This is a genomic window from Cryobacterium breve (assembly GCF_004402375.1).
Classification (GTDB): domain Bacteria; phylum Actinomycetota; class Actinomycetes; order Actinomycetales; family Microbacteriaceae; genus Cryobacterium; species Cryobacterium breve.
In genome coordinates, this window is sequence record NZ_SOGJ01000034.1 from 136,189 (window position 1) to 149,021 (window position 12,833).

A 12,833-nucleotide genomic window follows, 5' to 3' on the forward strand; every position below is an offset into this window, starting at 1 on the left:
TGACGCTCGGCTCCTCTGTCGACGTCGACACGACGTCTTCACACCGGGCTGGGGCCGGAGCGACCAGTTTCGGAATTGCCTGGGCCGGGTACCGGGCCAGACGCCGGCACCGCCCGACTCGGCGGCCGCGGGGTGGGAACGCCGTGCCCGGAAAGCGTCCGGCGTATCGATAGGGTCAATGGATAGGGGTATCCGTTTGCGCCGTGAGGGGGAACCTTGGGCACTGTAGTCGTTGTGTTCGCCGGGCTGGGCGTTGGGGCGTTGACGGCTGTCGCCGCGATTCCGCGCACCCGGTATTTACTCTTGTTCTGCGCGGCTGCCCTCGGGCTGGTGCTGTCTGCGGTGTTCGTCGAATCGCGGAACGGATCCTGGTTCGATGGTTTGTTCTTCGCGGGCTCCGCGATCGTGGGTGCATCCGTGTATGGCGCAGAGCTCTGGAGGCGGCTTGGCCTGAGAAAGGCGTACTCCTACTGGGAATTGGTCTGGATGGGCACTTTCCGACCTGGCTATCTCCGAGCCTCCTGGAAGCAGTCGACCGAGGAATAGGACAGCAATCGAGGTGACTGGGAGTTCGGCTGATCGAGACGTTCCAGCCAGGATCCGGCGGCGAGCATCGTCGCGATGCCGCGGCCGCGCATTCCAGGGTTGACGAACACAGCGCCGAGCCAGGCATACGTCACCCGATCGGTATCCATCCGCGCCGAGGCGACCTGCCGGTTCGATGCGGTGTCGTCGACGCGGAGTTCCGTGATGCGGCACAGAGCAGCCGCTGACCGATTGGCCGCCGCCCCGGGATTTCCGGGGGTCTCTCCCCGCCGGATTGGTCTCTGAGCGCCGAGGGCGCAGACTTGAGGGGACCAACCCACAGACGAACGGAAGCACCATGACGCAGCCAGCACCCAGCCCGCTCGACACCATCCTGGCGGAGGCGCTGCAGGGCCAGGTCTTCCAGGCTGTGCTGTTCGACATGGACGGCACCCTGGTCGACTCCACCCAGGCGGTCACCCGGTCCTGGTTGCGCTGGGGTGCCGAGGTCGGTCTCGGCCCGTCGTTCACCGGTCCCGAGCACGGGGTGCCGGCACGTCAGATGATCGCGACCCTGGTGGCCGAGGAGCAGGTGGAGACATCCGTCATCCGGCTCACCGAACTCGAACTCTCCGACACGGATGGCGTCACGATCCTGGCCGGGGCGGCCGAACTCATGGCCGGCATCCCTGAGTCCCGCCGGGCCATCGTCACCTCCTGCGGTCGAACCCTGTGCCTGGTGCGGCTGGACGCGGCCGGCTTCACGGCCCCGCACACGGTCGTCACGATCGACGACACCAGCCGAGGCAAGCCCTTCCCCGAGCCGTTCCTGCTCGCGGCCGAGCGCCTCGGCGTCGACCCGAAGCGCTGCGTCGTGGTCGAGGACGCCCCGGCCGGACTCGCGGCCGCCCGCGCTGCCGGCTGCGCCACGATCGGAGTCGTCGGAACCCACCTGGCCGCCGATCTGGAGGCAGACCTGGTCGTAGCCAGCCTCGACCGTCTGCGCGTGAGCGTTCAGGACGACGGCGTCGTCTTCCACCTCGTCACGGAGTAGCGACCGCCTCGCCGGGAACGGGATCCGTGAGGGCTCGGCCCTGGTAGATCTCCAGCGGCAGTCCGTCGGGGTCGCGGAAGAAGAACATCGTCTTGTGCGTGTTCGGGTCCACTCTGAGTTCCTCGCACTCGACGTTCTTGCCGAGCAGCTCATCGCGCGCGGCGGGCACGTCGTCGACTTCGAAAGCGAGGTGGCGCAGGCCGAGGGCTTCCGGACCGCTGCGCCGGGGCGGAGTGTCCGGAAAGGAGAACAGCTCGATCAGGTAGTGGCCATTCAAGGCTAGTTTGCCCATCCACGACTGCCGCTCGACCCGGAAGTGCTCCGCTTCGAGCGTGCAGCCGAGCACGTCGAGATAGAAGGCCTTGGACAATTCGTAGTCGCTGGCAATGATGGCGATGTGGTGCACTCCGTTGATGAGCATCCCGGCAGTTTGGCATACCTCAGGGCGCGGGCGAGCTGCGCTGCGGGCGAGCGGGCGAGCTGCGCCGCGGGCGAGTTGCGCTGCGGGCGAGCTGCGCCGCGGGCGAGCTGCGCCGCGGGCGAGCTGCGCCGCGGGGTCTGCGTTACCAGCGCCGGGCGGACGATGCGGCGATGATGCTCAGCAGGGCCGCGCGCAGGGCGTCGGCATTCTCCAACGGCGGAAACAGGTCGGCCTCGAGGGTGCGGGTCCTGGCCCAGGCCAGGGCGCCGGCATCCGTTCGGGCCACCGCGTGGCGTCGCGCGTCGTGCTCGTCGCGCGTGCGCACCACGTAGCCGCCCTGCTCGAGCCGTTCGAGGGTGCGCGACATGGTCTGGGTCTGCACGCGGGCACGGTGTGCGAGCTCGGTCTGGCTGAGCGGTCCGGTGTCGAGCAGGTGCAGCACGACCATGCCGGCGTGGGTCAGCCCGAGCTGGTCGAGGGCCTCGACCCATGCGTGCTCGACCAGCCGGGCGGCGGTCGAGAGCAGGCGGCCGGTGGGCCAGGAGGCCATGGCATCCGTCTGCGCTTCTTCCGGTCCCGGACTAGGTGGATCAAGTCTGGTCATGCCCCCAATCTAGTGCTAGCGTCAAATAATCAGCTAGCTGATTGTTAGGAGACTGAGATGACTGGCATGACCAAAATGAGCACGAGAAGCGATCTTTTACGCCAAACGGTAGTGATGGTGAGCGCGATCCTGGCCATCGTCGGGTCGTTCATCGGGTCGGGCGCCGCCGGCGGAACCTCGATGCAGACCGCCTCGGGCGGTGCGTTCGCCGCCGACGCCACCCCGATCGCCCCCGACGGACCGGCCTTCGCCATCTGGAGCGTCATATACCTCGGGCTGATCGCCTACGCCATCTGGCAGTTCCTTCCGGCACAGAAGACGGATGCCCGCCAGCGAGCCCTGGGCTACCCGATCGCTGCATCGCTCGTGCTGAACGCGGCCTGGATCATGAGCATCCAGATCGACCTGCTCTGGCTCAGCGTGCCCGTCATCGTGCTGCTCCTGGGCGTGCTGATCCGGACCTTCCAGCTGACGCTGCTCTCGCGGCCCAAAAACCTCATCGAAACGATCGTGGCCGACGGCACCGTGGGTCTCTACCTCGGCTGGGTCAGCATTGCGACCGCAGCGAACGTGACCGCCGTGCTCGTGGACGCGGGCTTCGAAGGGTTCGGGCTCAGCTCCGACCTGTGGGCGGTCCTGGTGATCGCCGTGGCCGGCCTGATCGGCGTGTTCGTGGCCGTCTACGGCCGCGGCCGGCTCGCCCCCACCGCGTCGCTGTCGTGGGGGCTGGCCTGGCTGGCCGTAGCTCGGCTGACCGGCACCCTGCTCTCCACCCCCGCCGCGATCGCGGCCATCCTCGCGGTGGCTGTCATTGTGATCGTCACCATCACCGTGCGTGCGCGTGCACCCCGGTCGGCGGTCCCCAGACTGGTCTCGGCATGAGCGATCCCGTCACCCCGGCCGTCACCGTCACCCCGGCCGTCACCTCCACCGCCACCGTCACCTCCACCTCCACCGTCACCGTTACCTCCACCTCCACCTCCACCTCGGCCCGGCGGCGTTGGGCCGGACTGGTCTTCATCAGCGTCGCGGTCGCCCTGATCATCGTGGACTCCACGATCATCAACGTGGCCATCCCCGCGATCGTCGACGACCTCGCGATCACGTCGACCCAGGTGCAGTGGGTGCAGGAGAGCTACACCCTCGTGTTCGCGGCCCTGCTGCTGGTGTTCGGCACCCTCGCCGACCGCTTCGGGCGGCGGCGCATCCTGATCCTCGGCGTGATCGTGTTCGCCACGGCATCTGTTTTCGCGGCGCTGTCGCAGACGGGCGAGCTCCTGATCCTGGCCCGCCTGATCCAGGGCGTCGGCGGGGCGATGGTGCTGCCCACCACGCTCTCCATCATCAATGCCACGTTCCGCGGCCGTGACCGTGGCATCGCCTTCGCCATCTGGGGTTCGACCATCGGCGGCATGGTGGCTGTCGGCCCGCTGCTCGGCGGCTGGCTCACCACCTATTTCTCCTGGCGCTGGGCGTTCGGCATCAACGTGCCCCTGGGCGTCGTCATCATCGTCGGCGTGCTCGTCTTCGTACTGGAATCGAAGGATGCCGGCGAACCGCGCCGCATCGACGTCGTCGGTGCCGCGCTCTCGGTGATCACCAGCGCATCGCTGGTCTTCGGGCTGATCGAGGGGCGCACCTACGGCTGGTGGTTCACCAACAACCCGCCCACCGTGGGGGACTGGACCTGGCCGTACGCGCTGTCGATCATCCCGTTCGTGTTTCTGGTCACGATCGTGGCGGGCGTGGCCTTCATCTACTGGGGTCTCGCCCGGCAGCGCGCCGGCAAGACCACCCTGCTCGCTTTCTCCTTGTTCACGATCCCCTCGTTCCGCAACGGCAACATCGCGGCCATGATCGTCTCGCTCGGAGAGTTCGGCATCATCCTGTCGCTGCCGCTCTGGCTGCAGAATGTGCTCGGCTACGACGCCCTGCAGACCGGGTTCGTGCTGCTCGCCCTCGCGCTCGGCTCCTTCGTGGCCAGCGCGGTGTCCGGCGCGTTCGGCAACAAGACCTCACCCGAGACCATAGTTCGGATGGGCATCGTCGCCGAGATCATCGGCGTCGCCGGTCTCGGTCTGGTCATCTCGGCGCAGTCGACCTGGCTCGTCGTCGTGCCGTTCCTGTTCGTCTACGGCATCGGCGTTGGCCTCGCGACCGCCCAGCTGACCGGCGTCGTGCTCAAGGACGTGCCGGTGGCTCAGAGTGGACAGGGTTCCGGCACCTCCAGCACCGCCCGGCAGATCGGCTCGGCCCTCGGCATCGCGGTGCTCGGCACGGTGCTGTTCACCTCGGTCGGTGCGTCACTCGACGCGAAACTCGCCAAGGTGCCGGGGCTGCCGCTCGAGACCCGGAGCCAGATCGTCGACGCGGTCGTCGACAGCGCCGGCTCGGTCATCCCGTCGCTGAATGAACAGAGTCCCGCGCTGGCGGCCGCCGCGCGCGAGGCGTTCAGTGACGGCACCCGGTACTCCGCCTACGCCGCCGCCGGGTTCCTCGTTCTCGGCTTCCTGGCCACGTTGCGCCTATCCGGCACAGCACCCCACGCGGATCCGCGCCCCGAAGACGTCGAACCCGGCTCGAGCATCTCGGCGGCGGACACCGTGGGGGAGCCCGTCTAGCGGGCCGAGTTCTTGCAGCCGCACGCGCGGAGAAGGCCCGGCCGAGCCCGCCCGTGCGGCTAACTCAGGACATCCGTCGCCCGGGTTGCCCAGCCGCCGCGAACCAGTGCCGTCCCGGTGCGAACGTCGGGCCCGCCCGAACGGATCTCCTGAGTTAGCCACCAGACCCGCCTCCCTAACGGATGCGACGGATGCGCAGCGGCCCGTGTGCGCCGCGGCGCACGTTCGGGAAGCCGGCGCACGTTAGAACGTGCGCCGGCTTCCACAGGGTGCGCCGCGAGTGGCTTTGCCCCGGACTGACCTACTGGACCAGCCCCTAGATCTCGGAGTCGTCCACGGGGCCGTCGGACTGCCCGGTCGTCGGCCCGGCGCCGTTGGTCACACCGCCGCCGGCACCTCCGGCCCCTGCCGCGTTGGCCTCGCGCTCCGCCCTCGCCGCGCGACGGGTCGGCTGCGGTTTCTGCACGGAGAGTTCCCCGCCCAGTCGACCGCCGAACGGTCGCCCGTGGTCGGCGTACTCCTCACGGAAGTAGGCCATCCGCCACGGGCCCATTTCGATGCGAGCACCGGTGCGCAGCACCTGGCCGTCACGACGGCCCTGCCTCGGCTCCCGCTTCGCCCCGCCGGAGACGTCGCCGAGCGGGTACAGCACGTACTCGTCATTCTCATCGTGCCGGATTTCGGCGTGGAAGGGTTGCAGCCCGGCCAGCTGCAGGTCGGCATCCGGAGCCGAGCCGATCGTGGTGACGGTCGGACTCAAATCGAACTCGCGCGGCATCTGGCCGTTCCAGTTCTCCGAGCCGATGACGAAGATCAGCCGGGGCCGCCCTGCACCCGGGGTGTAGTGGGTCGTGGTCACCCGGCGACGGATGCGCCGGTCGAAGGTCGGCACCAGCGGCAGCAGCGTGGGCGGCGGCAAGGGCAGGGACAGGCTCTCCGACCCGGCCACGCTGCGTCGCCGCAACAGCGGAGCCAGCGCAGCCCTGCTCCCGAGTGCGATGTGGACTGAACCGGTCAGCAGCCGTTGGATGACTGGGGCTTTGACGGCTCCGAGCCGGATTATGAGACCGTTCGGACCCGATACGGAGACGCTGAGGCCGCGCTCGGCCAGGTCGCCGGCCAGACCGCGGAGGTCCTTGAGCTTCACGGTGCTGGTGCGCACGAGCAGCTCGGGATTGCTGGAAAAAATCTCGACGTCGAGTCCGCTGGCCTTGATGGTGCCCTGCATCCGCTCGGCGCCCGCCGCATCCGTGGTGTCGCCTGCCGGATCCGGCTCCGCAAGGGAGTACTCCAGGTCGATGTCCAGGCGGGTGGTGGGACTCATGGCTACTTGGTGAGCGGTTCGGTGCCGGAACCCTCGCTCGTGGTGACCCGCAGAGTGCCGTTCAATTTCCAGGTGGCCCGTGGTGCGTCCGGCCCGATGTCGCGCGGCACCTCCACGGTCATATCGATGAAGCTGTAGTTGATGACTGCGCTCTTGCCGGTCAGGTAGGACCACATCTCCTTGCCGAGGTCGGTCCAGTCCTTGATGTTGTGTGCGTCGGGGCCGGTGGCGGTGGGAGCGGGTGCGGGGTTCTGGCTGTCAGTCACGGTGTGGTCCTTCTCGCTTGGTTGCAGGGAATCGGCACTCGGTCGTCACACATCCGGCCACGCAAGGCCAGAATCGGATCAACATCGAACCGCCGCGCGGACAGCCGACAGGAGCCTCGTCTGGCGCGCGTAGGCCAACCATAGTTGAGCGCGGCGGCCGGGGGAAGAGTCCGGTTGCACCGGTTCAAGACCGGTTTCCAACCCGGCCGAAAACGGTGCGGCCCCGGCTCTCGTCGGTGGTCTCGGCTAGCCTCGAAACAACCGTGATCGGCACTTCCGAACGCGGGGTGCGCCCCAGCACTGAGGAGATCCGCGTGTTCCTGTCTGGCACTGCCACCGTCATCTATTCTGCGAGTGACCTCAGCGCCGCGGCGGCGTGCGAATGGGCCGTGTTGCGACGGCTCGACGCAAAGCTGGGACGCATCGACGCCGTTCCCGGAACGGAAGACGCCATGCTCGCGCGCACCGCCGAGTTGGGCGACGCGCACGAGCTGCGCATGCTGCAACGGCTGCGCGCTACCCGTGCCGTCGTCGAGATCGACCGTGGGAACATCGCCGACATCATCGCCGGTTCGGCTGAAAGTGCCGCGGCCCGAAGCGAGGCGGCCCTGCGCGACGGTGCCGAGGTGGTTTTCCAGGCCGCGTTCTTCGACGGGCGCTTCCTCGGCTATGCCGACTTCATCATCCGTTCAGAGCCCGACGGCCCAGCGGATGCTGCGGGCGACGTCGGTTCCGCCGGCGAGGTGCCCGTGTACGAGGTCTACGACACGAAGCTGGCGCGCTCGGCGAAGATCACGGCCCTGCTGCAATTGGGGGCGTACAGCGACCAGCTCGAACGGATTGGCGTGGCGACGGGGGAGAACGTGCACCTGATGCTGGGCGACGGTCGCACGAGCTCGCACCGGCTGCAGGATATCCTTCCGGTCTACCGTGCTCGGCGGGCCCGCCTCGAACGACTGGTCGACGAGCGACTCGCCGACACCCAGGCCACCCCCTGGGGTGACCCGCGGTACACGGCCTGCGGTCGCTGCGACCTTTGCGAGGAGCAGGTGCGCCTGCACCGCGACGTGCTCCTGGTCGCGAATCTGCGGCTCAGCCAGAGGGCGCGGCTGCGCACCTCGGGCATTCTCTCCATCGATGACCTTGCCGCCCGCACGCTGCCGGTCCCGGGCTTGTCCAACACCACCCTGGCCACCCTGCAGGGGCAGGCCCGGCTGCAGATCGAGCCGCCGCGTTCCGGTCGCCCGCTCAACTGGGAGATCATCAACCCGGCTGCGCTCGCGGCTCTCCCCGCGCCCGACGCAGGAGACGTGTTCTTCGACTTCGAGGGTGACCCGCTCTACCAGGAGGGTGGCGACGGGGGTGCTTCCGGCACCGGCACCGTCGACTGGGGGTTGGACTACCTGTTCGGTCTGGTGGAGCCGAACGGCACTTTCCGCACCTTCTGGGCGCACAACCACGCCGAGGAGCGCCAGGCGCTGACCGACTTCCTGGAGTATGTGCGGCAACGCCGATCGCGGCATCCGGGGTTGCACATCTACCACTACGCCCCCTACGAGCGCACGCACCTGCTCACTCTCGCCGCCCGCCACGGCGTCGGCGAGGAGGCTGTGGACGATCTGCTGCGCGCCACTGTGCTCGTGGACCTCTACCCGATCGTGCGGCGGGGCCTCCGCATCGGCAGTCGCAGCTATTCGCTCAAGAAGCTCGAGCCGCTGTACATGGGCATCGAGGAGCGGGAGGGCGTGGCCAACGCCGCCGACTCGATCACGGAATATGTGCGCTCACGCACCCTGCTCGCCGCAGGGCAGACGGAGGCCGCGGGCCAGATCCTGCACGACATCGCCCGGTACAACGCGTACGACTGCCGTTCCACCCTTGGGCTCCGCGACTGGTTGCTGGAGCGGGCGGACGAGCGGGCGGCAGACACCGTCGCGCCGCCGGTGACCCTGCACGACGTTACTCTGCCGGTGCGGGAGCCAGACCCGGTCTACCTCGAACTTTCCGCGCTCCTGGCCGAGGTGCCGCCGGCCGACCGCACAGCCGACCAGACAGCGCTTGCCCTCGCGGCCGCTGCGATCGACTACCACCGGCGGGAACAGAAGTCCTTCTGGTGGGACCACTACAGCCGCCTCAGCGCGCCCGTGGACGACTGGGCCGACACCAGGGACGTGCTCGTGGTCGACTCCGCCACGGTTCACCTCGGCTGGCATCGAGAAGGGCGTCAGACGCTCGACCGCCGCGTGCTGCGGCTCACCGGGGCACTCGCGCCGGGCAGTTCGATCAAGGTCGGACAGCAGCCGTTCCTCCTTTACGACCTGCCCTATCCACCGATCCGGCGTAGTGACGCCCCCGGTGCGCGCACAGCGCACAACAAGGCGACCGTCGTCGACGTGATCGACGAGTCGGTGTTCCTGGTGGAGGAGGTGCTCGAGCGTGATGCGCCCACCCACCGGCAACTCCCGATCGCCCTGACGCCGGGCACGCCGCCGCCGCCTGGAAGCCAGGTCACCGCCATTTCAGAGTGGGGCCGTGCCGTGCTGGACGCCTGGCCGGACCCGCTGCCTGACGCCGCCCTCGACCTGTTGCGCCGAACACCGCCTCGGCTGCGCGGTGCGGTCGGACTGGCCCAGCCCGGAGAGAGCGGCGGGGGCGAAGAGGGCGGCGACGGACTCGCCGTGCGCAGCGCCATCCTGGACACACTGCTCGAGCTCGACCGGTCCTACCTGGCCGTGCAGGGTCCACCGGGAACAGGCAAGACCTTTGTGGGGTCGAGGGTGATCGCCGACCTCGTCGTGCGGCACGGCTGGCGTATCGGGGTCGTCGCTCAATCGCATGCGGCCGTCGAAAACATGCTCCGGGCGGTACTCGCCGCGGGCATCGATGCCGGGCTGGAGCCGGGCCAGGTGGGCAAGAAGCCGAAGAAGGGCGACGAGAAGAAGTCCGTGCCATGGACCCCGCTGGACGCCAAGACGTACGGACAGTTCACCGGGCAGCCCGGCGGCTGGGTGCTCGGCGGCACCGCCTGGGACTTCAGCAACGCCGATCGGGTGCCGCGCGGATCCCTCGACCTGCTCGTGATCGACGAGGCCGGGCAGTTCTCGCTGGCCAGCACCATCGCGGCCGCCGTCGCCGCGCAGCGACTGCTGCTCCTGGGCGACCCGCAACAACTGCCGCAGGTCAGTCAGGGCACGCATCCCGAACCCGTCGATGGGTCCGCGCTCGGTTGGCTCAGCGACGGGCACCAGGTGCTCCCGCCGAAGTTCGGCTATTTTCTGAAGACAAGCTGGCGCATGCATCCGAGCGTGTGCGCGCCGGTGTCGGCCCTGTCCTACGAAGGGCGGCTGCTCTCCCACCCCTCGGACCGCTTCATAGCGGGAGTCGAACCGGGGCTGCACCCGGTGCCCGTGCCGCACTCCATGAATTCCACGTCGTCGATGGAGGAGACCGAGACCGTGGTCTCGCTGGTGCGCGGCCTGCTCAGCCGGCCCTTCACTTCCGGGGGCCGCACCCGACCGCTGGACCAAGGCGACGTGATCGTCGTGGCCCCCTACAACGCGCAGGTCGAGCTGCTCCGCATGCACCTGGGTCAAGCCGGGCTCAGCGAGGTGCCCGTCGGCACGGTCGACAAGTTTCAGGGGAAGGAGGCGGCCGTGGCAGTCATCTCACTGGCCGCGTCGTCGGCGCAGGAGGTGCCGCGCGGCCTGGAGTTCCTGCTGCTGGCCAACCGACTGAACGTGGCCATCTCCCGGGCGCAGTGGGCGGCGTGGCTCGTCTATTCGCCCGCACTGACCGAAACCCTGCCCACCAGCGTGGAGGGGCTCGCCCAACTGAGCGCCTTCATCACCCTGGTCATGTCGGACCCGGCCTGACTACACGAATGACTCGGGCACACGAAAAGGCACCCCCTTCCGCCACGAGTGGCGCGGAACGAGGGTGCCTCCTGACTACGTGTTACTCGGCGTCGAGGTCCGTTTCGAGGATCTTGACGAGCGATTCGAGAGCCTCATCGGCTCCGTCGCCCTCAGCGCGCAACACGACGACGTCGCCGTTGGCGGCACCCAGGCTCATCAGCGACAGGATGCTCGAGGCATCCATAGCGTCTTCGGCCGGGTCCGTCTCGAGGGCGATGGTGACCTCGATGGCCAGTTCGCCGACGGCCGCCGCGAAGATCGAAGCAGGGCGCGCGTGCAGACCGACGCGGCTCGCGATGGTGGCTTTACGTTCGGACATGGTTCCTCCTAATTGGTGCCCGGCGACGGGGTGGCTCGCCGGTGATGATGCGTTGCGACGGATGTCCGAAGCGGCTAGAGACCCAGCTCTTCAAGTATGGGCAGTTCGGCGCGCACCCGGGTACGCGCTTCGTCCGAATTCCGGGCGGAAACCGCGAGTTGCGCGAGTTTCTGCGCCTGTTCGAGCGTGACGGACTTCAGCACGGCGCCCACGGCGGACATCGAGCGGCTCGTCATGGACAGGGTGTTGACGCCCAATCCGACGAGAACGACCGCCAGAACCGGGTCGGCGGCGGCTTCACCACAGACGCCGACCGGCTTGCTGTTGCCCTCGTCTATCGCCCCGGCCACGGTGAGCTGGATGAGCTGCAGCACGGCGGGCTGCCACGGCGAGTTCAATGCGGCGAGCGTGCCGAGCTGGCGGTCGGCGGCCATCGTGTACTGGGTGAGGTCGTTCGTGCCCAGGCTGACGAATTCGGCCTCGGTCAGGATGCTCGCCGAGCGGAGCGCCGCGGAGGGAACCTCGACCATGACGCCGGGAGTCTTCAGGCCGGCGACGCGGCACATGGCCGCGAAGTCGGCGGCCTCGTCGACCGTGGCGATCATCGGCGCCATCACCCACACCACGGCGGAGGAGGCCTGTGCTGCGGTGGCGATGGCCGTGAGCTGGCGCTTGAGCACGCCAGGGCTGGTCAGGTCGGTGCGGTAGCCGCGCACGCCGAGCGACGGGTTGGGCTCCGTGCTGTCGGTGAGGAACGGCAGGGGCTTGTCGGCGCCGGCGTCGAGCGTGCGCACGACGACCTTCTTGCCTGGGAATGCGTCGAACACGCCCTTGTAGGCGACAACCTGCTCGTCGATGGTCGGTTCGGTGTCACGTTCGAGGAAGCAGAACTCGGTGCGGAGCAGCCCGACGCCCTCTGCGCCGGCGGCCGCGGCTTTGACCGCGTCGGCGGCCCCGCCCACGTTGGCCAGCAGGGGGACAAGGTGGCCGTCGGCGGTTGTTCCGGTGCCGTCGAACATGGACAGGCTGGCCGCAACATGCTCCCACGCCTTGACGGCGGTGCGCTGTTCGTCGCCCGGGTCCACCAGGAGGGTGCCTGCGGCACCGTCCACGTAGACCTCGGTGTCATCCTGGAGGGCGTCGACGCCGATTGCGGCGACGATGGCCGGCAGACCGAGAGCGCGCGCGATGATCGCGGTGTGCGACTGCGGGCCGCCGCCGCTGGTGACCAGGGCGAGGACCTTGTTCGGGTCGAGGGTGGCCGTGTCGGCCGGGGCGAGGTCCTCGGCCACGAGCACGAACGGCACATCGGAGTGAGGGATGCCGGGGGCGGTGACGCCGCGCAGTTCGGCGACGATCCGGGCCCGCACGTCGAGGACATCCGTGGCCCGCTCGGCCATGTAACCGCCGAGGTTGTGCAGCATTTCGGCGACGGATGCGCCGGATTCCCAGATCGCGCGTTCGGCGGACGTTCCGGTTGCGATTAATTTCACTGCAGCTTTTATCAGCATCGGGTCTGTGGCCATCAGCGCGGTGGCTTCGAGAACCGACTTGCTGGCCCCTGAGGCGGCCTCGGCGCGGCGCTGGAGCTCTGCCTGAACGACCTTGGCGGCCGCTCGAAGGTCGACAGTCGCCACTTCGGGCGTTGTCGCCGCTTTCAGGCGTTCACCTGCCGGGGGTTCGCTAATCGGTTTGGGCATTTGCCGAACGGATCCTATGATCCGGCCGGGGCTTACGCCTACACCAGTGAAATTCTGCACGGAATGACCTCGATTCTTGCGCAGC

Annotated in this window: 11 protein-coding genes; 4 read left to right on the forward strand and 7 right to left on the reverse strand. The window is 68.5% G+C overall.

Annotation, left to right across the window (positions count from 1 at the left end):
- Positions 1-506: 506 nt before the first annotated feature.
- Positions 507-695, reverse strand: a complete 189-nt coding sequence (locus tag E3O65_RS15110) for a GNAT family N-acetyltransferase (protein WP_134364549.1) — start codon at positions 693-695, stop codon at positions 507-509.
- Between the two features lie 188 nt (positions 696-883).
- On the opposite strand from E3O65_RS15110, the gene E3O65_RS15115 reads away from it, so the two are divergent.
- Positions 884-1,579: an HAD-IA family hydrolase gene (locus E3O65_RS15115; protein ID WP_134364550.1), complete on the forward strand. Its 696-nt coding sequence runs from the start codon at positions 884-886 to the stop codon at positions 1,577-1,579.
- Here E3O65_RS15115 and E3O65_RS15120 read toward each other — a convergent pair.
- Together E3O65_RS15120 and E3O65_RS15125 are read right to left on the reverse strand one after the other, a co-directional pair.
- Entirely contained in the window at positions 1,569-2,000 is a 432-nt protein-coding gene (locus tag E3O65_RS15120; protein ID WP_134364551.1) for a VOC family protein, read from the reverse strand. The two genes, E3O65_RS15115 and E3O65_RS15120, sit on opposite strands and share 11 nt — an antisense overlap.
- A 142-nt stretch (positions 2,001-2,142) precedes the next feature.
- Positions 2,143-2,604, reverse strand: a complete 462-nt coding sequence (locus E3O65_RS15125) for a MarR family winged helix-turn-helix transcriptional regulator (RefSeq protein ID WP_174722327.1) — start codon at positions 2,602-2,604, stop codon at positions 2,143-2,145.
- Positions 2,605-2,661: 57 nt separating this feature from the next.
- Here E3O65_RS15125 and E3O65_RS15130 point away from each other — a divergent pair, with 57 nt between their 5' ends.
- Positions 2,662-3,486 carry a tryptophan-rich sensory protein gene (locus E3O65_RS15130; RefSeq protein ID WP_241985704.1) on the forward strand — a complete coding sequence of 275 codons (825 nt, stop codon included), beginning with the start codon at positions 2,662-2,664 and terminating at the stop codon, positions 3,484-3,486.
- Positions 3,483-5,225 carry an MFS transporter gene (locus E3O65_RS15135; protein WP_134364552.1) on the forward strand — a complete coding sequence of 581 codons (1,743 nt, stop codon included), beginning with the start codon at positions 3,483-3,485 and terminating at the stop codon, positions 5,223-5,225. Before E3O65_RS15130 ends, E3O65_RS15135 begins: the two co-directional genes overlap by 4 nt.
- Positions 5,226-5,541: 316 nt before the next feature.
- Here the strand turns inward: E3O65_RS15135 and E3O65_RS15140 are convergent, their stop codons facing one another.
- Entirely contained in the window at positions 5,542-6,549 is a 1,008-nt protein-coding gene (locus tag E3O65_RS15140; RefSeq protein WP_174722329.1) for an FHA domain-containing protein, read from the reverse strand.
- A 2-nt stretch (positions 6,550-6,551) separates the two neighbouring features.
- Positions 6,552-6,815 (reverse strand): hypothetical protein, encoded by a 264-nt coding sequence (locus tag E3O65_RS15145; RefSeq protein ID WP_174722331.1) that lies wholly within the window; start codon positions 6,813-6,815, stop codon positions 6,552-6,554.
- Between the two features lie 263 nt (positions 6,816-7,078).
- Between E3O65_RS15145 and E3O65_RS15150 the strand changes: the two genes are divergently transcribed.
- Positions 7,079-10,687, forward strand: coding sequence for a TM0106 family RecB-like putative nuclease (locus tag E3O65_RS15150; protein ID WP_338419197.1), 3,609 nt, complete (start codon positions 7,079-7,081; stop codon positions 10,685-10,687).
- An 82-nt stretch (positions 10,688-10,769) separates the two neighbouring features.
- Here E3O65_RS15150 and E3O65_RS15155 read toward each other — a convergent pair whose 3' ends face one another.
- Together E3O65_RS15155 and ptsP are read right to left on the reverse strand one after the other, a co-directional pair.
- Complete coding sequence (locus E3O65_RS15155) at positions 10,770-11,048, reverse strand: HPr family phosphocarrier protein (RefSeq protein WP_134364553.1); 279 nt, start codon at positions 11,046-11,048, stop codon at positions 10,770-10,772.
- Positions 11,049-11,122: 74 nt separating this feature from the next.
- Entirely contained in the window at positions 11,123-12,808 is a 1,686-nt protein-coding gene (ptsP, locus tag E3O65_RS15160; protein ID WP_134364554.1) for a phosphoenolpyruvate--protein phosphotransferase, read from the reverse strand.
- Positions 12,809-12,833 lie beyond the last annotated feature (25 nt).